Source organism: Burkholderia sp. HI2500, assembly GCF_002223055.1.
Taxonomy (GTDB): Bacteria; Pseudomonadota; Gammaproteobacteria; order Burkholderiales; family Burkholderiaceae; genus Burkholderia.
Genome location: NZ_NKFL01000004.1, coordinates 2,120,541 through 2,143,479, shown reverse-complemented (window position 1 = coordinate 2,143,479; position 22,939 = coordinate 2,120,541). Strand labels below are relative to the sequence as shown.

Genomic DNA, 22,939 nt, shown 5'->3' with positions numbered 1-22,939 from the left:
TTTGTCATTGAAGCGTCGCCTGCAATCGCAAGTTTCAATCGCCGGAACCTTGAATGCGCGTGCGCGCGGGCCTATATTGAAATCCCATTTCGTGAAGGAAGTTCTGAGCGAAATCAGGTGGCCGCATATATTGTGAGCCAGATAGGGCAGAACGCGCAGTCCGTGCAGACCACGGCAGAGTCGCATTTGCGTTGCTCGAGGCGCAACCGATACCGCCAAAGAGCCCGCCGCCCGAAGGCGCCCGCGTGCGCATGAAAAAAGGCCTTCATCTGGCGATGAAGGCCTTTTACTTTGTGCGCGGCCGGCGAGGTGCGGCCGGCTAGGCGCCGGCGATGCGTTACCGCAAGACGTGCGCGCGTTACTTCGCTTTCGCGCCCGGCTCCGTCACGAAGCCGAGCTTCGTCAGGCCGCCTGCCTGCGCATCCGACATCACTTCCGCGACGTGTTCGTACGCGACCTTGCGATCCGCACGAAGGTGCAACTCCGGCTGCGGCGTGCGTTTTGCCGCTTCCGCGATGCGTTCCTGCAATTGTGCGCGCGTGACCGTGTGGTCGTCCCACAGGATCGTGCCGTCACCCTGGATCGCGACGTCGACCGTCTGCGGCTTTTCGTCGACGGGCTGGCTGCTGGCGTGCGGCAGGTCGATCTTCACCGCATGCTGCATCGCCGGGATCGTCACGAGGAAAATGATCAGGAGTACGAGCATGACGTCGACGAGCGGCGTCATGTTGATCTCGCTCATCACTGCATCGTCGTCATCGTCGCTGAAACCGGTGTTCATTGCCATGGTTCACCCCGCCTCAGCTGGCGCGCGTCGCGAGACGCAGGCCGTCGCGCGTCGACGACGAGGCCAGGCTCGCGCCCGTCACGAAGTACGCATGCAGACCGTGCGCGAAGCGACGCAGCTTGCTGACGACACCCTTGTTCGCGCGGGTGAGTGCGTTGTAGCCGAGCACGGCCGGGATCGCGACGAACAGGCCGAAGGCGGTCATGATCAGCGATTCGCCGACCGGGCCCGCGACCTGGTCGATCGACGTCTGGCCGGATGCGCCGATCGCGAGCAGGGCGTGATAGATCCCCCAGACCGTGCCGAACAGGCCGACGAACGGCGCCGTGCTGCCGATCGACGCGAGGATCGCGAGACCGCTCTGCATGCGCGAGATGCCTTCGTCCATCGTGTCCTTCAGGCAGCGCGTGACCCAGTCCGACACGTCCATGCGATCGTGCAGGTGCGGTTGCGTCTGGTGGTGGTGATCGGCGGCTTCCTTGCCCGACAGCGCGAGCGCGAGGAACGGGTTGTCGTTCGGCGTCGATGCGGCGAGGCCGAGCTTCTTGACGCCGTCGTCGAAATTGTCCGAATGCCAGAATGCCTGTTCGGCGTTCTTCGTCAGGCGGTTCAGTCGGATCACGTTCCAGCCCTTGATGACGATCACGATCCACGACAGGACCGACATCACGAGCAGCGTGATCGCGATGGCGCGCGTGACGAAATCACCTTGCGCCCAGACGTGCGCGATACCGTAGCTTTGCATTTTCTTGTTTCCTTTGAATCTACCGAATATGACGGGTTAGTCGTCAAGCGTGAAGTTGAAGGGCAGCGTATGGGCGGCGCGGATCGCCTGGCCATTCTCGATATACGGCGGGCAGGTGCTGGCGCGCGTCGCGTCGAGCGCGGCTTCGTCGAGACGCGGGTAGCCGCTGCTCTTCTGCAGCTGGACGCTTTCGATCTTGCCCGTCACGCCGATGATGAAGTGAACATAGGCCGTGCCCGTTTCGCCGCGACGGCGCGACATCGACGGATAGGTCGGCTTGACGAAATTGCAGCTGAGCGCCGACACGTTCTTCGGCGCGCTGACCTGCATCGTCTCGCGCGCCGGGCCGGGTGCTGCAGCCGGTGCAGCAGGCGCCGGCGCGGCCGGAGCCGGTGTCGGGTCGGCCACTGCCGGCGCGGGCGTCGGCGATGGTGCCTGCGAGACGGGTTGAGGCGTCGGGACCGCCTTCTGCACCGGCTTCGGCTCGACCTTCGGCTTCACGCGCGGCGTGGGCTTGGGCGGCGTAGGCTGCTGCGCGGCCGACTGGACCGCGACCGGCTGGGCAGGAGGGGCAGGCGGAATGAGCTGCGCGGTGATCGACTGAACCTCGATCTCCTTCGGCGGCGGCGGCGCGTTGCGATGGAGCCAGGCGGCCGTCAGCATGATCGCATGTGCGGCAAGCACACCGACCGCGACGACGATCACTCGGGGATTCATACGTGGTGCAGCCGGCACGGCGCCGGCAGGAGCGAGATGCGAAGCCTGCATGTTAGCTTGAAAGAACGATGTCGCACCCGGGGCGCGGCGGGTGAATCGGCATCACTTGCGGAAGATCAGCAGCGAGATGCAAACGGTGGTCACAAATCCGATCAGCAATTCCATGACAGGCTCCTGGGCAGGTAAGCCGCTGGCTCGCGCAGACGGTGGCTTGCTGACGGTCAAAACAAAAAATGCGGCCTGGGCCGCATGCGCACACTCGGCGCCGGTCAGGCGGCCTTGCGTTCGTAGAACGTGACCGGGATCGGGTGAGCGTGATGCTCGACACCGCACCGGCTCGCGCAGACGCCTTGTTCGGCCATGAGGTCGCGTACGGACTCCTCGCACTTGCCGCAGCAGGTGGCCACGCCAAGCTCGAACTGGAGTTCATCGAAAGAGTTCACGCCCTCTGCGAGGGACGCGCGAATCTTGCGATCGGAAACAGACTTGCACACGCAGACGATCATGATGAGTTGCGATAGCTAACGGTAATGCGAATTATTATCATTAAATTTGTGGACGTTGACAAGCCTGGGGCAGGCTTTTTTTAAGGGCATCGGACCCTTGAAACGTCGGGAGGGTGGAACGGCACGCGGAAGAGGGCGTGCCGGCCGGTATCAGGCGGTCGCGCAGGCGCGCGCGTTCGGCGAGGAAATGGTGACGGATTCGACCGGTGCGGCGAGGCCGAGCAGCGTCGAGGCGAGCACCTGCAACTGGCGGCCGTCGCTGGTCGAGCAGAAGCGGGGCGGTGCTGCGCGCGTGCCGGCCGGTGCGCGCAGGTTGCGCTCGTCGAGCACCCGCACGAGCTGGCGCGCGATCGCGTCGCTGGTGTCGACGAGCGTCAGGCGGTCGCCCACAAGGTCACGAATCGTTTCCGTGAAGAACGGGTAATGCGTGCAGCCGAGTACCAGCGTATCGGCGCCGTCGTCGAGCATCGGTTGCAGGTAGCTGTCGAGCAACGCGCGCAACGCGGGCGAATTCGTATCGCCGCGCTCGATGGCTTCGACAAGCCCGTGGCCGGGCTGACAGATGAAGCGGCGGCCGGCGCCGTAGCGGTCGAGCAGCGCCTGGAAGCGCGGGCTGTTCAGCGTCGACTGCGTGGCGAGTACACCCGCGACGCCGCTCGCGGACACGGCGGCGGCGGGCTTGATGCCCGGCTCGACGCCGACGAGCGGCATCGACAAGTGTTCGCGGACCGTGGCGATCGCACGTGCGGTCGCCGTGTTGCACGCGATGACGAGCGCTTTCGCCCCTTCGCGGGCCAGCCACTCGCCGATTGCCAGCGTGCGTTCCGTAATGAACGCCTCGTCGCGCGGACCATACGGCGCATGGTGCGAATCGGCGACGTAGATGAACGATTCGTCGGGCAGCTGCGCGCGCACGGCGCGCAGCACCGACAGGCCGCCCAGCCCTGAATCGAAGATGCCGATGGGCGCGACGGTCGTGGCCGTCGCAGGAATAACGGAGGGTGTCGACATGAACGGGCCGGGGGCGGTAACGGGAAGCGTGGAGCGAGTTTACTCCGGCGACCCCATCATCGTTTGCTGGTAGTTCTGCAGGCCGACCTTGCCGATCAGGTCGATCTGCGTTTCCAGCCAGTCGATGTGCTCTTCGGTGTCGTCGAGGATCTTTTCGAAGATCTCGCGCGACACGTAGTCACGCACCGATTCGCAGTAGGCGATCGCTTCCTTGCACGTGGACTGCGAGATCTGCTCGAGCTTCAGGTCGCACTTCAGGATCTCTTCGGTTTCCTCGCCGACGAGCAGCTTGTGCAGATCCTGCAGGTTCGGCAGGCCGTCGAGCATGAAGACGCGTTCGATCAGCCAGTCGGCGTGCTTCATTTCGCCGATCGACTCGTCGTACTCGTGCTTGCCGAGCTTCTCGAGGCCCCAGTGCTTGTACATGCGCGCATGCAGGAAGTACTGGTTGATCGCCGTGAGTTCATTCTTCAACTGGGCGTTCAGATATTCGATGACTTTCTTGTCGCCTTGCATGGCTTGTTCCTTGTTCAGTGGGGCTTCAGAAACCGAACGATAATCGCTCGAACGAGAAAAGCCAAGCCTCGAAGCCTTGCCGGGCCTGCCTTTTGCGTGTAATGAGAATCAGCCTCGAACAACCGGCCACACACAATAATGAGAATGAGAAGTAAAAAGGCCGGACTCGCGTCCGGCCTTTCGTTCGATCGCGCTTAAGCGGCTGCGACCGGGATCTTGCCGATCTTCGCTTGCCACTCCTTCGGACCGGTCTGGTGCACCGACGTGCCCGACGAATCGACGGCGACCGTCACCGGCATGTCCTGTACGTCGAACTCGTAGATCGCTTCCATGCCGAGGTCTTCGAACGCGAGCACCTTCGCACCGCGGATCGCCTTCGACACGAGGTAAGCTGCACCGCCGACGGCCATCAGGTAGGCCGCCTTGTGCTTCTTGATCGCGTCGATCGCGACCGGGCCGCGCTCGGCCTTGCCGACCATCGAGATCAGCCCGGTTTGGGCGAGCATCGTCTCGGTGAACTTGTCCATGCGCGTGGCCGTCGTCGGGCCTGCCGGGCCGACCACTTCGTCGCGGACCGGATCGACCGGGCCGACGTAGTAGATCACGCGGTTCGTGAAGTCGACCGGCAGCTTCTCGCCCTTCGCGAGCATGTCGGCGATGCGCTTGTGCGCAGCGTCGCGGCCGGTGAGCATCTTGCCCGACAGCAGCAGCGTCTGGCCCGGCGTCCAGCTCGCGACTTCTTCCGGCGTCAGCGTGTTCAGGTCGACGCGCTTGCTGGTTTCCGTGTTCGGTTCCCAGTTGACCTTCGGCCACGCGTCGAGCGACGGCGCTTCAAGCTTGGCCGGGCCCGAGCCGTCGAGCACGAAGTGCGCATGGCGCGTCGCCGCGCAGTTCGGGATCAGCGCGACCGGCTTCGATGCCGCGTGCGTCGGTGCCGCCATGATCTTCACGTCGAGCACGGTTGCCAGGCCGCCGAGGCCCTGCGCGCCGATGCCGAGCGCGTTGACCTTCTCGTGCAGCTCGACGCGCAGTTCCTCGACCCAGTCCTTCGGGCCGCGCGCGATGATTTCCTGGATGTCGATCGGCTCCATCAGCGATTCCTTCGCCATCAGCATCGCCTTTTCGGCGGTGCCGCCGATGCCGATCCCCAGCATGCCGGGCGGGCACCAGCCCGCGCCCATCGTCGGGACCGTCTTCAGCACCCAGTCGACGATCGAGTCGGACGGGTTCAGCATCACGAACTTCGACTTGTTCTCCGAGCCGCCGCCCTTTGCCGCGACCTGCACGTCGACCTTGTCGCCCGGCACGATCTCGTAGTGGATCACGGCCGGCGTGTTGTCCTTCGTGTTCTTGCGGGCGCCTTCCGGCGGATTGACGATCGACGCGCGCAGCACGTTGTCCGGGTGCGTGTAACCGCGGCGCACGCCTTCGTTGATCATGTCGGTGAGGCCCATCGTCGCGCCGTCCCAGCGCACGTCCATGCCGACCTTCACGAAGATCGTGACGATGCCGGTGTCCTGACAGATCGGGCGCTTGCCTTCCGCGCACATGCGGCTGTTCGTGAGGATCTGCGCGATCGCGTCCTTCGCGGCCGGGCTCTCTTCCAGCTCGTACGCGCGGCCGAGGGCCTGGATGTAGTCGAGCGGATGGTAGTAGCTGATGTACTGCAGCGAATCCGCGATGCTCTGGATCAGGTCTTCCTGTTTGATGACGGTCATGGCTGAGACTCTGTGGGGACAGTGGGGAATGCGTTTATGCGTTGACGGCTGCGTCGGCCGGCTTGCGGGACTCGTTCGCCGCGGGCGCGTGCGCGCCGTGGGCGTGCGGCTCGTGGAAATGGGCCGGGTGCGTGTGCGTCGTCAGGCGGTCGACCCACGCCATCACGAGCGCCGACACCAGGAACGACACGTGGATGATCACCTGCCACATGATCGCGTGCATCGTGTGCTGGTCGGGGTTGATGAACGTCTTCAGCAGGTGGATCGACGAAATGCTGATCAGCGCCATCGACAGCTTGACCTTCAGCACGCCCGCGTTCACGTGGTCGAGCCACTCGGGCTCGTCGGGGTGACCCTCGATGCCGAGGCGCGACACGAACGTCTCGTAACCGCCGACGATCACCATGATCAGCAGGTTCGAGATCATCACCACGTCGATCAGGCCGAGCACCGCGAGCATCACGCTGATTTCGTCGAGGCTCGTCGCATGCGACAGCAGGTGCCAGACTTCCTTCAGGAACAGGAACACATAGACGGCTTGCGCAACGATCAGGCCGAGGTAAAGCGGAACCTGGAGCCAGCGGCTCATGAAAATCAGCGCGGGAAGCGGGCGAAGCGGGCGACGCGCGGGGCGGCCGGGCGAATGCGGGGCAGACATGGTGGACAGTCGGGCGCGGTGCGCAGGTATCGGGGGTAATCTTGAAAAGGCGCGCTATTGTAACGCGTCGGCCGGCGCGACTGCAGTGACGCGCCGGCGCTGCCGGGGACGGATCAGGAGGCGGCGGCCGGCACGCGTTTCACGCGCAGGCTGGCCAGCACGATGCCGGTGACGACGCACGCGAGCGCGATGCCGTGGGCGAGCGTCGGGCGCTCGCCGAGGAACGCGATGCCATACGCGGCGGCCGCGACCGGCAGCACCGCGCTGAACACGCCGGCGAGGCTGCCCGGCACGTGCCGGATGCCTTTCATCCACAGCCAGAACGAGAAGATGCTGGCCGACAGGCCATACCAGACGATGAGCGCCCAGGTGCCGGCCGGCACGCTCGCGTAATCGAAATGCCACATGGCCGTCGCGCCGAGCGGCAGCATCAGGCACAGGCCGAACAGGTGCGTGTACGCGCAGATGTCGATTGGCGCGAGCGTCTGCGTGAGGCGGCGCGACAGGATCACGTAGATCGATTCGCAGCACACCGCGCCGAGGATCAGCAGGTTGCCGGTCAGCGACGACGTGCCGTGCCCGGCCGCGCTGCCGTTCGCGAGGTTGATCGTCACGACGCCGGCGATCGCGAGTGCGATCGATACGAGCGCACGGCCGTTCGGTTTTTCACGCAGGATCAGCCACGCGAACAGCGCGACGATCGCCGGGATCGTGCTGGTGATCACGCCGGCCGCGACCGCGCTCGTGCGCTGCACGCCGTTCAGCATCAGCAGCGTGAACATGAAGGTGCCGAAGAACGCCTGCAGGAACAGGTTCAGCCATTCGCCGCGCTTGACCGTGCGCATTTTCACCGGGCTGAACAGCGGCCACAGCACGGCGATCGCGATCACGAAGCGCAGCGTGGCGAGGATGGCGACGGGGACGAAGACGACGATCGATTTACCGATACCGACGTTGCTGCCGACGAACAGCATCGACAGCACGAGAAAGAAAGCGTAGCGATTCAAGCTGGAATCCGGAAGGCGAGTTCAGTTAGGATTGTAGGGTCGCGCTCGTTACAGCGTAAAGCTGCACGCGGGCGCCGCCCGAAGGGCGAAACGGCCGTGCCGCGTAAGTGACGGGTAAGTTCGAGCGCTTATCGTGGAAACTGTCGGGTCGCCCGGTCGCCTTCGTGCGACGTGGTGCGGCGCAGCATCGCGCAGCGGCCTTCGGGCCGTGCGCGGGTGGTGGGTAGGAGACAGCGGCGCGCTTGCGCCGGCCAAGACGCGCGGCGCGCACGATCGCGCCGCCATGCAGAGGATTCATGTTCACCAAGGGGTAGTCGATGTCTGCGATTGAATCGGTTCTTCACGAAACCCGTCAGTTTGCGCCGCCCGCGGCGCTCGAACAGGCGGCGACCATTTCCGGCATGCCGGCCTATCGTGCGCTCGCCGCCGAAGCCGAGAACGATTACGAAGGATTCTGGGCGCGTCTCGCGCGCGAGGGTCTTGCGTGGCACAAGCCGTTCACGAAAGTGCTCGACGAGTCCAACGCGCCGTTCTACAAGTGGTTCGACGACGGCGAGCTGAACGCGTCGTACAACTGCCTCGACCGTCACGTCGAAGCCGGTAACGGCGAGCGCGTCGCGGTGATCTTCGAAGCCGACGACGGCACCGTCACGCGCGTCACCTACGCGGATCTCCTCGCACGCGTATCGCGGTTCGCGAATGCGCTGAAGAAGCGCGGGATCGGCAAGGGCGACCGCGTCGTCATCTATATCCCGATGTCGATCGAAGGCATCGTCGCGATGCAGGCCTGCGCGCGCATCGGCGCGACGCATTCGGTCGTGTTCGGCGGCTTCTCCGCGAAGTCGCTGAACGAGCGGCTCGTCGACGTCGGCGCGACCGCGCTCGTCACGGCCGACGAGCAGGCGCGCGGCGGCAAGACGCTGCCGCTGAAGAGCATCGCGGACGAAGCGATCGCGCTGGGCGGCTGCGAGGCCGTGAAGAGCGTGATCGTCTATCGCCGCACCGGCGGCAAGATCGACTGGCACGCCGAGCGCGACCTGTGGATGCACGAACTGACGGCCGGCGAATCCGACCAGTGCGAGCCGGAATGGGTCGGCGCCGAGCACCCGCTGTTCATCCTGTATACGTCGGGCTCGACCGGCAAGCCGAAGGGCGTGCAGCACAGCACGGGCGGCTACCTGCTGTGGGCCGCGCAGACGATGAAGTGGACCTTCGACTGGAAGCCCACCGACGTGTTCTGGTGCACGGCCGATATCGGCTGGGTCACCGGCCACACATACATCACGTACGGCCCGCTCGCATGCGGCGGCACGCAGGTCGTGTTCGAAGGCGTGCCGACCTATCCGGACGCCGGGCGTTTCTGGAAGATGATCGGCGACCACAAGGTCACCGTGTTCTACACCGCGCCGACCGCGATCCGCTCGCTGATCAAGGCGGCCGAGGCCGACGACAAGGTGCATCCGAAGAGCTACGACCTGTCGAGCCTGCGCATCATCGGCACCGTCGGCGAGCCGATCAATCCGGAAGCATGGATGTGGTATCACAAGCACGTCGGCCAGGAGCGCTGCCCGATCGTCGACACGTGGTGGCAGACCGAGACGGGCGGCCACATGATCACGCCGCTGCCGGGCGCGACGCCGACCGTGCCCGGTTCGTGCACGCTGCCGCTGCCGGGCATCATGGCCGCGGTGGTCGACGAAACCGGCCAGGACGTGCCGAACGGGCAGGGCGGCATTCTCGTCGTCAAGCGCCCGTGGCCCGCGATGATCCGCACGATCTGGGGCGACCCGGAGCGTTTCAAGAAGAGCTACTACCCCGAGGAACTCGGCGGGCGCCTGTATCTGGCCGGCGACGGCACCGTGCGCGACAAGGACACCGGCTACTTCACGATCATGGGCCGGATCGACGACGTGCTGAACGTGTCGGGCCACCGGCTCGGCACGATGGAAATCGAATCGGCGCTGGTCTCGCACGAGCTCGTGGCCGAGGCGGCCGTGGTCGGCCGTCCGGACGATACGACGGGCGAGGCGGTCGTCGCGTTCGTGGTGCTGAAGCGTTCGCGTCCGGAAGGCGAGGAAGCGGCGGCGCTGGCGAAGACGCTGCGTGACTGGGTCGGCAAGCAGATCGGGCCGATCGCGAAGCCCAAGGACATCCGCTTCGGCGACAACCTGCCGAAGACGCGCTCGGGCAAGATCATGCGGCGCCTGCTGCGTTCGCTCGCGAAGGGCGAGGCGATCACGCAGGATACGTCCACGCTCGAGAACCCGGCCATCCTCGAGCAACTCGCCGAAGTGCGCTGATCGTACCGGTTGCGCATCACGCGCACGAGCCCCTGCGCGGCAATCCCGATTGCCCGCGCAGGGGCTTTTTGTTACATAACGGCATGACCGTTCCGACCCGTCCCGCGCCTGCCGCGCCCCCTCCCGTTCCCGAGCCGCTCGCGCGTGCCCACGCACGCTACTGGCGCTTCAACGTCGCGCTGATCGCGGTGCTGATGGTGATCGGCTTTTCGGTATCGTTCATCGTGCCGTTCTTCGGGCCCGCGCTCGCCGGGATCCGTTTCGCCGGGTTCAGCCTGCCGTTCTACGTCGGCGCACAGGGCGCGATTCTCGTGTACCTCGTGCTGATCGTCGTCTACATCGGGCTGATGCAACGCGCGGACCGCACGCTGCGCCGTGCGTACGACGATCATGCGGCACGCGCCGGCCACGTGAACGGTGGGCGCTGATCCATGCTGACGCGCCGACTGATCCGCGCCTACGCGCTCTACACGCTGGGGTTTCTCGGGTTCGTGCTGCTGATGTGGCGGATCGAGCGGGCCACCGGCTCCGGCGTCTGGATCGGCTACGTGTTCCTGTTCGTGCCGATCGCCGTGTATGCGGTGATCGGGCTGCTGTCGCGCACGTCCGATCTCGTCGAATACTACGTGGCCGGGCGGCGCGTGCCGTCTGCCTTCAACGGGATGGCGACCGCGGCCGACTGGCTGTCGGCCGCATCGTTCATCGGCCTGGCCGGATCGCTCTACGCGACAGGCTACGATGCGCTCGCCTACGTGATGGGCTGGACGGGCGGGTTCTGCCTCGTCGCGTTCCTGCTCGCGCCTTATGTGCGCAAGCTCGCGCGCTACACGATTCCCGATTTTCTCGGGACGCGCTTTTCGAGTACAGCCGTGCGCGCGCTGGCGGCCGGTGCGGCGATCCTGTGTTCGTTCGTGTACCTGGTCGCGCAGATCCAGGGGATCGGCCTGATCGCGACGCGCTTCATCGGCGTCGATTTCGCGATCGGGATTTTCTGCGGGCTCGCGGGCATTCTCGTGTGCTCGTTTCTCGGCGGGATGCGCGCGGTCACGTGGACGCAGGTCGCGCAGTACATCATCCTGATCAGCGCGATCCTGATTCCGGTGTCGCTGATCGCGATGAAGAACGGGCTCGGCCCCGTGCCGCAGTTCAATTACGGCAAGCTGATGGAGCGGGTCGCGGCGCGCGAGGCGCAGGTGCGCGATGCGTTCGACGAGCAGCAGGTGCGCGACACGTACCGCCGGCAGGCCGCGGATATCCAGACGCGGCTCGACCGGCTGCCGGCATCCCATGCGGACGCCCGCCGGAATCTCGCCGACCAGCTGGCCGACCTGCGCCGCCACAACGGGCCGCTGCGCGAGATCAGCCAGCGCGAGCGCGAACTGGCCGATTTCCCGCGCGATCCGGCGGCGGCGCGCGTCGCGTGGACGCAGGCGCGCGACGATCTGCTGGCCCGTGCCGAGCCTCCCGTGCCGATGCACGAGCCGTTTCCCGCCGCGAGCGAAGACGAACGCAAGCCGCGCGAGCGGAATTTCCTTGCGCTGCTGCTGTGCCTGTCGCTCGGCACCGCGAGCCTGCCGCACATCCTGACGCGCTACAACACGACCACGTCGGTCGCGTCCGCACGGCGCTCGGTCGGGTGGACCTTGTTCTTCATCGCGCTGTTCTACCTGAGCGTGCCGGTGCTCGCGGTGCTGATCAAGTACGAGATCCTCGCGAACCTCGTCGGGCGGCCGTTCGCCGAATTGCCGGCGTGGGTCACGCAATGGCATCACTTCGAGCCCGACCTGATCAGCGTCGTCGAGGTGATTCGGGACGGCATCGTGCACTGGTCGGAAATCCAGATGCAGCCGGACATGGTCGTGCTGGCCGCGCCGGAGATCGCCGGGCTGCCGTATGTCGTGTCGGGGCTGATCGCGGCCGGTGCGCTGGCCGCGGCGCTGTCGACCGCGGACGGGCTGTTGCTGACGATCGCGAACGCGCTGTCGCACGACGTCTATTACTGCATGGTCGCGCCCGATGCGTCGAGCCAGCGGCGCGTGACGATCTCGAAGGTGCTGCTGCTCGGGGTCGCGCTGTTCGCGTCGTATGTCGCGTCGCTCAATACCGGGAAGATCCTGTTTCTCGTCGGCGCCGCGTTCTCGCTGGCGGCCTCGAGCTTCTTTCCAGTGCTCGTGCTCGGCGTGTTCTGGAAGCGCACGACGACGCGTGGCGCGATCGCGGGGATGGTGACCGGGCTCGCCGTGTGCGTGTACTACATCGTGTCGACCTATCCGTACTTCACGCAGCTGACGGGGTTCGCGGGGAGTACGTGGTTCGGGATCGAGCCGATCAGCTCGGGGGTGTTCGGGGTGCCGGCGGGGTTCGCGGTGGCGATCGTCGTGAGTCTGTTTGACCGAAAGCCGGATGAATATACGCGGGCGCTGGTGGATTACATCCGGCATCCGTGACGCGGGTGTCGTCCGGCGTTGCTCAAGTGCCGGGACCCGTTCGTGTTGGCGCCATGACGGGTGGGTCAGAGCGCTGAAATGCCGAGCTCGGCTCCCTTGGTCGTCTGCACCCGGTTGAAATCACAGCTTCCATCCGTCACGCCTTTGGCGTTCGGGATGGCGACGCAGACATAGGCACGGATGCCATGCGGCAAGGCCACGTGGCGGAACTCGCCAACCTTGATCGTCGCGACCCGATCGACGGCAAATTGATCGTTGATCGGTGTCACGCCGGACGGGATCGACATGATTACTTCCGACGTGGCGTTCCCGGCTTGCGATGTCAGCGTCTGGCTGCTGCCGATCTCTCCGTTGACCGAGAACCGTATCGCCGCCTGTCCCTCGGACACGCGCTGGACCGTGACCGCGAGCGTCGGCTTGGCAATTCCCGCTGCGCATTTGCCTGCGGCGCAGTCGCGAACGGAAAGAAGCGTGCGAAATGGAGAGGCGGGCTGACCGATGACCGACAGGTCGGTCGACGATCCGCCGTCGCGCAGCGATTTTTCGAGCGGCGGGGGAGCGGTCACCGCGATGGTCGTGCTGATCGACGCGGGCGAAAATGCCGTCGCGCAAGCTGACAGCATCGTCGCAGCAACAGCCATCATGGCGAACCGTGGACTCAATCGCATGGATCTGACTCGCGGTGATGAAACCCTGGATATCGTCAGGAGAATACGCTTCTTTAGCGTGGGGTGTTCGGGATTTGCTGTGTGCTGCACGCTCGGATCAAGCAGGGAAGCGAGCCGGCTGCGCAGGGGCGGGGCCGCTTCCTGGTGATCAGTTTGAACCGAATTTGTCGATCGGCAGATTGACTGCGCTCAACTTCCACGACCAGAGGCCGTCGCGTTTGAAGATAAACGTCACCTCGTCGTCCGTTCCTTTTCGAGAGGTTGCAGCGACGGTCGCCCCGTTCTTGTAGCCGACCGACTCCCTTCGAATTCCCCGTGCCAGCCGACCTGTCGGCTTGCCTCTCTCCGGAAACGAAAATGCCCGCTGGCGCGGGCATTTTTGAATACTGGCGGAGAGAGGGGGATTCGAACCCCCGATAGGCGATTAACCTATACACGCTTTCCAGGCGTGCGACTTAAACCACTCATCCATCTCTCCGGAAGACCGAGAGTATAGCAAACTCCGGGGGCAGTCCGCCACTCCGTCCGACGATCCATGCAAATCGAACGGGGCGCGAGGTCGGCGGCCCGCCGGACAACCGTCGAGCGGGCGGTCGCGCCATCATGCGATTATGCTCCGTCCGCCTGCATTTTCCAGCCCTTCGTTCAACAGGAACGCCCCCGCCATGTCGCTGTCCGCCTTGCTCGCATTTGCCCTGATCCTGTCCGTCGGCGTCGCGACGCCCGGTCCGACGGTGTTGCTCGCGATGAGCAACGGCTCGCGGTACGGATTGCGTCACGCGATGGTCGGCATGCTGGGGGCTGTCACGGCCGATGTCGTGCTCGTTGCGCTGGTCGGGTGCGGTCTCGGGATGCTGCTCGACGCGTCGGAAACGGCATTCGTCACGCTGAAGCTGGCCGGTGCGGCGTGGCTCGCCTATGTCGGCGTGCGGATGCTGCTGTCATCCGGCGGCTCCGCCGCTGCGCAGGCGCTCGATCACGCGACGCCCGATCGCCGGACCGCGTTCCTGAAGAGCTTTTTCGTCGCGATGAGCAACCCGAAGTACTACCTGTTCATGTCCGCGCTGCTGCCGCAGTTCGTCGACCGGTCGCACGCGATCGCGCCGCAGTACGCGATCCTTGCGGCGACGATCGTTGCGATCGACGTTATCGGGATGACCGGCTATGCATTGCTCGGCGTGCATTCGGTGCGCGTGTGGAAGGCCGCGGGGGAGAAGTGGCTGAACCGTGTCAGCGGGTCGCTGCTGTTGATGCTCGCGGGCTACGTCGCGCTGTATCGCAAGGCCGCGAACTGACGCGGCGATGCATCGGGAACAAGCCCTCCACCAGCTGGCTCGGCGATGAAGCCGATTGAGCGCTTCACGCTCGAAACGCACGACGGTCCGTATGAAGTGTGGCCGTCGCGCACGCATGTGCTCGTGAACGGCGAACGTTGCGGCCTCACCGTTTCCGGCTATGTGCTGCTTCGCCAGTTCGAGACGCCGGACGCCTATCTGCTCGTCACCGACTACGACTGCCTGTTCGAGGAGGCCGTCACGTTCACGCTCGTGTCGAAGGATCCGTTGAAGGAACTCGCGCGGCGCACGGTCGGCGCGATGTACGCGTCGTGCCATCTGGACGACATGACGTGGGCCGACGACCGCCATTTCAGCGCGACGTTCGTGGACGTCGAAGGACGGTGGGATTTCACGATTCGTGACCGATCGGTGCCGTTCTTCCTGCCTCGGCTCGGGATGAATCGCGTGCAGGACCGGTAGCGCGCGATCGGCACTCGCGCGCGTCTCGTCCACGTAGGCGCGCCGTCTGAAACCCGCCGGAACAGGCGGTTTCATTTCTCTTTCACATTGATCTGACATGTAAGTTTCGATGCGCTCGAATCTTGCGTGGCCTGCATGCACGACGGCAGAAGCAGCGACGATCGGGCTTCGCGTCTACCCGTCACATTACAAAATGAATGGAAATTGAAAGAATTCCTTCCCTTGACGCAACGCGCTCGGGCCATTTATTGTCCGTCTGCCGCCCGTGAGAGAGCACGGCGGCAATCGCGGATGCGCGCCTCGCGCGCATGACAACACGCAGCAGAAAGCAGAAAAGGAAACGTGGTAGCCACATGAAGCCGCTCTTCGACGACAAGAATTCCGATGCGGTCAGCGATCGTCCTTCCACCCCGTCTTCGTCACCCGTTGCAGCGCCCGTCATCGTGCCTGCCGCCGCCGTTGCCACGCCGGCGGCACGCCCGACTGAGAACGTCCGCCTGATCACCGTCGACGAGATCGACCAGCTCGGCGCGACGCAGGGCACGCGGATCGCGGCCTTCTCCCAGCAGATTCTCGCGAGCGTCCGCGCGTCGGATGCCGACCAGTTCGGCGACAAGCTCAACGAACTGATCGCGACCGCCAAGGGGCTCGACCCGCGCGGCGCCGACAAGGGCGGGCTGCTCACCCAGGTCACGCGGCTGTTCCGCTCGACCAAGGAGAAGCTGCTGTCGCAATACGAGTCGGTGAGCAAGCGGATGGACACGCTCGTCGTCGAGCTCGAGAACCATGCGCAGCGCCAGAAGGCCGGCATCGACGAGCTCGAGCGGATGTACAACGACAACTACGCGCTGCACCAGGAGCTCGCGCAGTCGAAGGCGCACGGCGAAACGGCGCTCGCGACGCTGCGTGCGCATCTTGCGGCCGGCGAGCAGCCGGTGGACGACGCGTTCGCCGCACAGCGCCTGCTCGACGTGAAGCGCAAGGTCGACGCGCTCGAAAGCAAGCTCGACGATCTCGACCGCGCGATGCTGATGTCGAAGCAGCTCGCGCCGCAGATCCGGATGGAGCAGGACCAGAAACGCACGCTGACGTCGAAGTTCATGACGATCAAGACCGTGCTGATCCCCGCGTGGACCAACGCGTTCGCGCTCTACCTCGAGCAGCTCAGCACGAAGCGCGCGGCGGCGCTCGCCAATGCGACGTACGACGCGGCCGACGAGGCGATCCGCGCGCAGGCCGACCTGAACCGCCAGAACGCGCAGGAAGTCGCGAAGCTGAGCCAGCGCCCGGTGATCTCGACCGACACGTTCGAATACGCGCAGCAGCAGCTGTTCGGCGCATTCGACGACATCACGCAGATCATCGCCGACGGCCGTCGCCAGCGTGAGCAGGACGCACCGCGCCTGCGCCAGCTCGAACAGGACCTGATCACCCGATTCGCTCCGAAGCACAACTGAAAGAACCGAGAGAACACCGCATGATTACGCTTGAGAAACGCGCGGCGAAGGTCGCGATCGTCCTCGAAAAACGCCAGATCCTGAAGCCGCCCGTCGTGCGCGTCGGCGCGGCGCTCGACATCTCCGGCTCCGCGAAGCCGCTGTACCAGTCGGGCGTGATCCAGGACACGCACGACCGGATTCTCGGCATCGCATTGAAGTTCGACGACAACGGTGAAGTCGATACGTGGACCTTCACCGAAGGCTACGACCGCCTGCCGACCGCAACGCCGGACAACTACGGTTCGTATATTTCCGACCACGTGCTCAACGCGCGGATCGACAAGTGGGGCGGCACGCAGTACGCACCGGTGATGAACGACATCGTCGACTTCTTCTTCCGTGCGCCGGCGCCGTCGCCGAAGCGCGAAGAGAAGCGCGGCTTCCTGAGCCGGCTGTTCGGCGGCGCGGACGAGGCGCCCGCGCCGGCCGCCGCCGCGCCGGTGAACGGCCATCTGCCCGCATGGGTGCTGTTCGTCACCGACGGCCAGAACCCGAAGAACGACCGCAAGCGCGTGCGCCAGCTGCTCGCCGAGTCGCGGCACTACCCGCTGTACTGGTCGCTCGTCGGCGTCGGCGATCCGAGCGAATTCGGCTTCCTCGCGGAAGTCGCGGACGAGATGCCGAACGTCGGCTTCCTGCATCTCGAATCGCTCGACGTCAGCGACGAACAGATCTACGAACAGCTGATCACGCAGGAATTCTGCGACTGGGTGCGCGCGAAGTAAGTGCAGCCCGCCCGCCTTTTATCCCGAACTCGATTACCCCCATCATGTTGAAAGACTTCAAGATCCCGTTGTCGCTCACGGTGCTCGCGCTGATCGCGGCCTATCTCCTCGGCGGCGTGAAGGACATGCTGATCGTCGCGGTCCTGTCGGTGCTCGAAATTTCGTTGTCGCTCGACAACGCGGTCGTCAACGCATCGGTGCTCAAGAACTGGTCGGAGAAGTGGCGCAACCGCTTCATGGTGTTCGGCCTGCCGGTCGCCGTGTTCGGCATGCGGCTCGTGTTCCCGCTGCTGATCGTCGCGGTGATCGGCCACATCGGCATGTGGGACGCGCTGAAGCTCGCGATCGAGTCGCCGGCGCAGTACGCGTCGATCCTCACGTCCGCGCATCACCAGGTATCCGCATTCGGCGGCGCGTTCCTGCTGATGGTGTTCTTCAAGTTCATGCTCGACACCGGCAAGGACGAGCACTGGATCGGCTTCCTGGAAGGCCCGATGAGCCACCTCGGCCGCATCACGGCGCTGGAAGTGGCACTGACGCTCGCCATCGTCATCGTCGCGTCGCTCTACGTGCCGGCAGCCGAGCAGGTGGCCTTCCTGCTCGCGGGGGCGTTCGGCGTGATCAGCTTCGTGATCGCGCATGGCATCGGCGATCTGATCGGCGGCGAGGACACGGGTACGCGCGTGGTGCGCGAGGGCGTCGCGGGTTTCATGTACCTCGAAGTGCTCGATTCGTCGTTCAGCTTCGACGGCGTGATCGGTGCGTTCGCGCTGTCGAACAACATTTTCCTGATCGCGCTCGGCCTCGGCGTCGGTGCGGCGTATATCCGGGAGATGACGCTCGTGCTGCTGAAGAAGGGCACGCTCGCGCAATACCGCTATCTCGAGCACGGCGCGTTCTGGGCAATCGGTGCGCTCGCAACGATCATGTTCCTCGGCGTGAAGTTCGAGGTGCCCGAGGTCATTACCGGCCTGGTCGGTGCGGCGATGATCGCGGCGGCCGTGTGGTCGTCGATCGTCGTGCAACGCAAGGAAGACCGCACGGCTGTAGCGGGCGAGTGACCTGGCGTCGCGCGCGGGTCGAACACCATCAACGAGGGGCCGCGCAGGGCGGCCCGGCATTGCCGCCGGCACAACGGCGGTTCCAGCAGAAGAGGTTCAGATGATCAATTTGTCGAAAGGCGGTCGCGTCAACCTGTCGAAGGAAGCGCCCGGCACGCAGAAGTTCCGCATCGGTCTCGGTTGGGATGCGAACGCGACGGACACGGGTACGGACTTCGATCTCGACGTGTCGGTGTTCCTGTGCAAGTACGACGCGCAGAGCAATCCGAAGCTGATCTCGGATCAGCACTTCGTGTTCTACAACAGCGAAGTGCGCACGATGGAGCGCAAGGACACGTTCATCCAGCCGGGCGACGATTTCCCGAAGCGCGGGATGCCCGCGTCGAAGTGCCTGGGTGTCGTGCATAGCGGCGACAATCGCACGGGCAGCGGCGACGGCGACGACGAGGTGATCTTCATCGACATGACGAAGTTGGCCGCGGACATCGAGGAAATCTCGGTGGTCGTGACGATCGACCAGGCCGAAGCGCGTCGCCAGAATTTCGGCCAGGTGCGCAACAGCTACATCCAGATCGCCGACGAAGTGTCGGGCGCGGTGATCGCGAAGTACGCGCTCGAGGAAGACTTCTCGATGGAGACGTCGGTGCAGGTCGGCAGCTTCTATCGCCGCGACGGTCACTTCATGTTCAAGGCGGTCGGCGCCGGCTACAACCGTGGCCTGGGCGACTTCGTGCGCGCGTACGGCGGCGCGGTCTGACTGGCGGCAGCCCGGCCGGCGGGATACCGCCGCGCCGGGCAGGAAGCAGCGATGACGAATCCGTCCGACGAGCCGAAGCGGCTCGAATTCGATACGACGCCCGAGCGCACGCCCGGGCGTCTTGCGTTCGACGCGCCGCCCGCGGCCGCGGCGCCGGTTGCGCGCGGGCCGGAGCGGCCGGCGCCGCAGGCGCTCGACTTCGGGCCGGCGCCTGCGTCCGGCAAGACCGTGCGCACGGCGCCGGCCGAGGCGGTCGGCCGTGCGGTGTTCGGCGAATCGAACCATCCGCAGCTCGAAGCGTGCTTCCGCGCCGCGCAGGCCAGTTTCCCGAATCTCTATCCCGACTACGCGCCGCGCATCGAGCGGCACATCCGGCAACTGGTGCCGCTCAAGCTCGCGACGATCGCGACGATCGGTGACGGCGCGCTGGAGACGGCGGGCAACCTCGTCGAAGCCGTGGCGGCCACGACGCGCGAATTCAACGAGCTCGGTGCGGCCGACATGATGGCCGGCATGCTCGCGCAGGCGACACGCAAGGCGGGCATGTTCGAGCGCTGGTTCGGCGCGGCGACGGGCCATGTCGACTACCGCGCGGCGATCGGGGCGCTCAAGCAGTCGCTCGGCTTCTTCCCGCGTCGTACCGAAGAACTCGCCGCGAAGGTCCGCCATGCGGAAGAAAACCTCGTGGTCGTGCTCGCGGCGCTGAGTGCGGTGTCGGACGTCGTGCGCGCGCCGGACGATGCAGGTGTCGAGCGCACGCTGTTCGACCGCCGCAACATCGTCGGGCAGGCGGTGCAGCAGATCCGCATGCAACCCGCGCAATTGCGCGGGCTCGACGAGCGCGTGACCGATCTGCTGTCGCGCGCCGATCATCTGATGAACGTCGTGCTGCCGGCGGCGTTGGCGGCGCGGCCGCAGCGCTGAGCACACGGCGCGACGGGCACGAACGCGTGCGCTGCGGCGCGCGTGTTCGCTGCGCAGGCCACGTCGCGTCACGCCATTTCACGTGCGCCGGCGCGAGTCTGCTATCTTCCCGGGCATCTCATCGCTTTCCCGCCGATTCTCCATGACTGACCGCATCGTTGCCGCATTCGATTTCGACGGCACCATCACGACGACCGACAGCTTTCGCCATTTCGTCCGCTATGCGGTCGGCACGCCGCGCTTCGCGTGGGCCGGATTGCGCGCGCTGCCGTGGATCATTGCGATGAAGGCCGGGCTGCTGTCGCGTGGCGACGCGAAAGCGAAATTCGCATCGTTCGCGTTCGGGCCGGTGCGCGAGGATGCGCTCGATGCGCAGGCGCGCACGTTCGTCGACACCTATCTGCCGAGCCTCGTGCGCCCGGAAATGCTCGAACGCATCCGCGAGCATCGGGCACGCGGGCACGAAGTCGTGCTGGTGAGCGCGTCGCCGTCGCTGTATCTGGAGAAGTGGGCGAAGACGGCCGGCTTCGATGCGGTGCTCGCGACGCGGCTGGCATTCGAGCGCGGCGCCTTCGCCGGCCGGCTCGACGGCGAAAACTGCTGGGGGCCGCAGAAGGTCGTGCGGCTGCGCGGGTGGTGGGGCGACCGGCCGCCGAAGCAGTTGTTCGCGTACGGCGACAGCCGTGGCGACAAGGAAATGGCCGAACTCGCGAACTGGTCGTGGATCCGCGGGCAAGGGCCGATGCCGCCGATCGGCGCTTGAGGTGGTGCGTTACGCGTCGGCTTGAGCCTGGCGCGTGCCGCGCGCCGGACGATAACTGCCCCAGCGATTCGCCCGCGCGAACGTGCCGACGTCGTTGAAGCGCACGCCGACTTCGCGCAGCGCCGCATGCGCGGTGCGTGCGGTCAGCTGGCGGATGTAGAACGGGTCGCGCACCACGAAGTGATGGATCGCGTGCGTGCTGCCGAAGTTGAAGCAGAACAGCTGGAACGGCAGCATCCACCACGGGTTGAGCACCTGCGTCTGCTGGATCACGTTGCGTGAATCGATATCGCCGAAGTAATGCATGTTCGAGCTGACGAAGTTGATGCAGAAGCTGCGCACGAAGTTCGGCCCGAGCCACACCACGGCCAGGAAATCGACGACGCTCATCACGCGCTCGACCATGGCCGGCACCGTCACCGGGTAGCCGAACGCACGCAGCGCGAACAGGCCGACGTGATAGACGATGAACGCATGCCACAGCACGTAGTACACGTGACCGACCGGCATGTACGACGACACCTGCTCGACGCGTAACTGCAGGCGCTCGGACGGATCCTGCACCGGCTGCGCGGCCACGTACTGCTTCACCTTGCGGCGCATCGCGGTGGGCCGCAGCACGACGGCGAGCATGCCGTCCGCGATCATCAGCAGGCGCTTCACGCCCCAGCGCTCACCGTTCGTGATGCCGTATTCCTCGAGATCCGATTCGCCGCCCGACACCTTGTGGTGATGCAGGTGCATGCGCCGCCGCGTCCACGGGTTGATCGTGCCGGGCCGCGTGAGCCAGCACAGCGCCATCATCAGGTGATAGGCCCACGGCGTCTTCTTGAAGTACATCAGGTGGATCAGGTCGTGCTCGAGCTCGTGGATCAGCGACGTGACGAACGCGGCGAGCGGCAGCGCGACGTACCAAGCGATCGATCCGCGCGCATAGAGCCACGCGATCGCGAGCATCGCGCTCACGGAGACGGCCATCACGGTCGCGCCGACGAGGTTCTGGTTGTCGAGCAGCGGAAAGCGCGCGCGAATCGCGTCGCTCGCGGCGTTGACCTCGCGGCGGACGTACGCGACCTTGTCCGCGTCGTGGCGAAAGGCGGTTCGTGCGGGTTGGCTCATCGACCGGGATTCCTGCGGAAAGGGTGGGGCGCAATGCCGATGTGACAAGCATAGGCGCGCACCGGACCGCACGCGAGGGCCGCCGGTGCCAATGGTGGTGTCATTTCGGGCCACGATGGCCGGCCGGCGCGGCTAGAGTCACGCCCCGGTGTCATTGCGGGCCAGCGACGCTACAATCCGCCGAAACCGCTCCGGAGTCCGCCGCATGGTCCTGTCCGTCCCGGATGCCGCGCGCCAGCTGAACAAGGCGACGGTGTCGTCCGCGTATGCGCTGTTCATGCTGATGCTGGCCGAGGAGCGCGGCATCGACGGCGCCCGCGTGCTGGCCGGTTCGGGCGTCGAGCGCGACCGGCTCGCGCAGCCCGATGCGCGCATCACGCCGCTGCAGCAGGCAGCGATCGTGTTCAACCTGCTCGACGCGACGGACGACCCGTCGATCGCGATCGAGATCGGCCTGCGCAGCAGCCTGACGAAAGCGGGACTGATCGGCTTCGGGCTGATGAGCTGCGCGACGCTCGGCGAGGCGATCGCGCTCGGCATCCGCTACCTGCCGACGCGCGTGCCGTTCTTCTCGGTGCGGCTCGCGCAACTCGACGGAATCGTCGACATCGACGTGTTCGAAGCGTTTCCGCTCGGCCGGTTGCGCCAGTTCGCGGTCGAGAACTTCCTGGTCGAGACGGCGATCCTGTTCAACTCGCTGCTGCATCCGGTGCCGGGGCGCACACTGCAGTCGCGTGCCGAACTCCATTTCGAATGGCCGGAGCCGCCGTGGTTCGAGCGTTATCGCGCGCGGCTGCCGCGCTGTCATTTCGACGCGAGCGCGAACCGCATCCGCTGCGATGCCGCGTTGCTCGACGAGCCGATCGGCACCGCGAACGCGCACACCGCGCAGATGATCGTGCAGCAGTGCGAGGCCGAACTCGCGCGGCTCGGCTATGCGGAAAGCATCGTCGAGCGCGTGCGCAACCTGCTGATTTGCGGTGAGGGCGGCTATCCGTCGGTCGATGACGTCGCGCGCGAGCTGCATGTGTCGGCGCGCACGCTCAAGCGCAAGCTCGCCGAGTACGGCGCGACCTATTCGACGCTGCTCGACGAGATCCGGTTGCGCGACGCGCTGCGGTTGCTCGAAGGCACGCGGCTGCCGGTCGACGAGATCGCCGCGCGCGTCGGCTATACGGATCGCGCCAATTTCACGCGGGCGTTCAAGCGCTGGACGGGCGTCGCGCCGAGCGAGCGGCGCTGAACGCGGTTACG

The 22,939-nt window shown here is 65.6% G+C and carries 23 protein-coding genes and 1 tRNA gene; 12 read left to right on the top strand and 12 right to left on the bottom strand.

Annotated elements, in window-relative coordinates:
• Window positions 1–358: 358 nt before the first annotated feature.
• From CFB45_RS12680 to CFB45_RS12640, 9 genes are all read right to left on the bottom strand, one after another.
• The gene (locus CFB45_RS12680) at window positions 359–787 is read right to left on the bottom strand and encodes an ExbD/TolR family protein (RefSeq protein ID WP_039370086.1); all 429 of its coding nucleotides are present in this window, start codon (window positions 785–787) and stop codon (window positions 359–361) included.
• A gap of 13 nt (window positions 788–800) precedes the next feature.
• Entirely contained in the window at window positions 801–1,532 is a 732-nt protein-coding gene (locus tag CFB45_RS12675) for a MotA/TolQ/ExbB proton channel family protein (protein ID WP_085043642.1), read from the bottom strand.
• A gap of 36 nt (window positions 1,533–1,568) precedes the next feature.
• On the bottom strand, window positions 1,569–2,300 hold the full coding sequence (locus CFB45_RS12670; protein ID WP_089425829.1) for an energy transducer TonB: 732 nt from the start codon (window positions 2,298–2,300) through the stop codon (window positions 1,569–1,571).
• A 218-nt stretch (window positions 2,301–2,518) separates the two neighbouring features.
• The gene (locus CFB45_RS12665; protein WP_039370093.1) at window positions 2,519–2,755 is read right to left on the bottom strand and encodes a (2Fe-2S)-binding protein; all 237 of its coding nucleotides are present in this window, start codon (window positions 2,753–2,755) and stop codon (window positions 2,519–2,521) included.
• A gap of 150 nt (window positions 2,756–2,905) precedes the next feature.
• A complete protein-coding gene (gene murI, locus CFB45_RS12660; protein ID WP_089425828.1) occupies window positions 2,906–3,766 on the bottom strand; it encodes a glutamate racemase in 861 nt (286 codons plus the stop codon).
• A 39-nt stretch (window positions 3,767–3,805) separates the two neighbouring features.
• A complete protein-coding gene (gene bfr / locus CFB45_RS12655; protein WP_011352652.1) occupies window positions 3,806–4,282 on the bottom strand; it encodes a bacterioferritin in 477 nt (158 codons plus the stop codon).
• A gap of 194 nt (window positions 4,283–4,476) precedes the next feature.
• Window positions 4,477–6,000, bottom strand: a complete 1,524-nt coding sequence (locus CFB45_RS12650) for a fumarate hydratase (protein WP_069248436.1) — start codon at window positions 5,998–6,000, stop codon at window positions 4,477–4,479.
• A gap of 34 nt (window positions 6,001–6,034) precedes the next feature.
• Complete coding sequence (locus CFB45_RS12645; protein ID WP_089425827.1) at window positions 6,035–6,658, bottom strand: TIGR00645 family protein; 624 nt, start codon at window positions 6,656–6,658, stop codon at window positions 6,035–6,037.
• 113 nt (window positions 6,659–6,771) lie between these two features.
• Window positions 6,772–7,665, bottom strand: coding sequence for a DMT family transporter (locus tag CFB45_RS12640; protein WP_089425826.1), 894 nt, complete (start codon window positions 7,663–7,665; stop codon window positions 6,772–6,774).
• A 317-nt stretch (window positions 7,666–7,982) separates the two neighbouring features.
• On the opposite strand from CFB45_RS12640, the gene acs reads away from it, so the two are divergent.
• The 3 genes from acs to CFB45_RS12620 all read left to right on the top strand — a co-directional run bounded on the left by acs (window position 7,983) and on the right by CFB45_RS12620 (window position 12,412).
• Complete coding sequence (acs, locus tag CFB45_RS12630) at window positions 7,983–9,965, top strand: acetate--CoA ligase (RefSeq protein WP_069248434.1); 1,983 nt, start codon at window positions 7,983–7,985, stop codon at window positions 9,963–9,965.
• An 83-nt stretch (window positions 9,966–10,048) separates the two neighbouring features.
• Window positions 10,049–10,393: a DUF4212 domain-containing protein gene (locus CFB45_RS12625; RefSeq protein WP_089425825.1), complete on the top strand. Its 345-nt coding sequence runs from the start codon at window positions 10,049–10,051 to the stop codon at window positions 10,391–10,393.
• 3 nt (window positions 10,394–10,396) lie between these two features.
• On the top strand, window positions 10,397–12,412 hold the full coding sequence (locus CFB45_RS12620) for a sodium:solute symporter family protein (protein ID WP_089425824.1): 2,016 nt from the start codon (window positions 10,397–10,399) through the stop codon (window positions 12,410–12,412).
• A 65-nt stretch (window positions 12,413–12,477) separates the two neighbouring features.
• Here CFB45_RS12620 and CFB45_RS12615 read toward each other — a convergent pair whose 3' ends face one another.
• Window positions 12,478–13,080 (bottom strand): hypothetical protein, encoded by a 603-nt coding sequence (locus tag CFB45_RS12615; protein WP_089425823.1) that lies wholly within the window; start codon window positions 13,078–13,080, stop codon window positions 12,478–12,480.
• A 387-nt stretch (window positions 13,081–13,467) separates the two neighbouring features.
• Window positions 13,468–13,558: transfer RNA gene (locus CFB45_RS12610), tRNA-Ser, on the bottom strand.
• Window positions 13,559–13,745: 187 nt separating this feature from the next.
• On the opposite strand from CFB45_RS12610, the gene CFB45_RS12605 reads away from it, so the two are divergent.
• From CFB45_RS12605 to CFB45_RS12570, 8 genes are all read left to right on the top strand, one after another.
• Window positions 13,746–14,375, top strand: coding sequence for a LysE family translocator (locus CFB45_RS12605; protein WP_069248425.1), 630 nt, complete (start codon window positions 13,746–13,748; stop codon window positions 14,373–14,375).
• A gap of 45 nt (window positions 14,376–14,420) precedes the next feature.
• Window positions 14,421–14,837: a hypothetical protein gene (locus CFB45_RS12600; protein WP_089425822.1), complete on the top strand. Its 417-nt coding sequence runs from the start codon at window positions 14,421–14,423 to the stop codon at window positions 14,835–14,837.
• 353 nt (window positions 14,838–15,190) lie between these two features.
• Window positions 15,191–16,294, top strand: a complete 1,104-nt coding sequence (locus tag CFB45_RS12595) for a toxic anion resistance protein (RefSeq protein ID WP_089425821.1) — start codon at window positions 15,191–15,193, stop codon at window positions 16,292–16,294.
• A gap of 20 nt (window positions 16,295–16,314) precedes the next feature.
• Window positions 16,315–17,061, top strand: coding sequence for a VWA domain-containing protein (locus CFB45_RS12590; protein WP_089425820.1), 747 nt, complete (start codon window positions 16,315–16,317; stop codon window positions 17,059–17,061).
• A gap of 44 nt (window positions 17,062–17,105) precedes the next feature.
• Window positions 17,106–18,122 (top strand): DUF475 domain-containing protein, encoded by a 1,017-nt coding sequence (locus CFB45_RS12585; protein WP_089425819.1) that lies wholly within the window; start codon window positions 17,106–17,108, stop codon window positions 18,120–18,122.
• Window positions 18,123–18,222: 100 nt separating this feature from the next.
• Window positions 18,223–18,879, top strand: coding sequence for a TerD family protein (locus CFB45_RS12580; protein WP_089425818.1), 657 nt, complete (start codon window positions 18,223–18,225; stop codon window positions 18,877–18,879).
• 51 nt (window positions 18,880–18,930) lie between these two features.
• On the top strand, window positions 18,931–19,803 hold the full coding sequence (locus tag CFB45_RS12575) for a hypothetical protein (RefSeq protein WP_089425817.1): 873 nt from the start codon (window positions 18,931–18,933) through the stop codon (window positions 19,801–19,803).
• A gap of 142 nt (window positions 19,804–19,945) precedes the next feature.
• Complete coding sequence (locus tag CFB45_RS12570) at window positions 19,946–20,566, top strand: HAD family hydrolase (RefSeq protein ID WP_089425816.1); 621 nt, start codon at window positions 19,946–19,948, stop codon at window positions 20,564–20,566.
• 9 nt (window positions 20,567–20,575) lie between these two features.
• Here the strand turns inward: CFB45_RS12570 and CFB45_RS12565 are convergent, their stop codons facing one another.
• Complete coding sequence (locus CFB45_RS12565; protein WP_089425815.1) at window positions 20,576–21,685, bottom strand: fatty acid desaturase; 1,110 nt, start codon at window positions 21,683–21,685, stop codon at window positions 20,576–20,578.
• A 205-nt stretch (window positions 21,686–21,890) separates the two neighbouring features.
• On the opposite strand from CFB45_RS12565, the gene CFB45_RS12560 reads away from it, so the two are divergent.
• Complete coding sequence (locus CFB45_RS12560; RefSeq protein WP_089425814.1) at window positions 21,891–22,928, top strand: AraC family transcriptional regulator; 1,038 nt, start codon at window positions 21,891–21,893, stop codon at window positions 22,926–22,928.
• The last annotated feature ends 11 nt before the right edge of the window (window positions 22,929–22,939 follow it).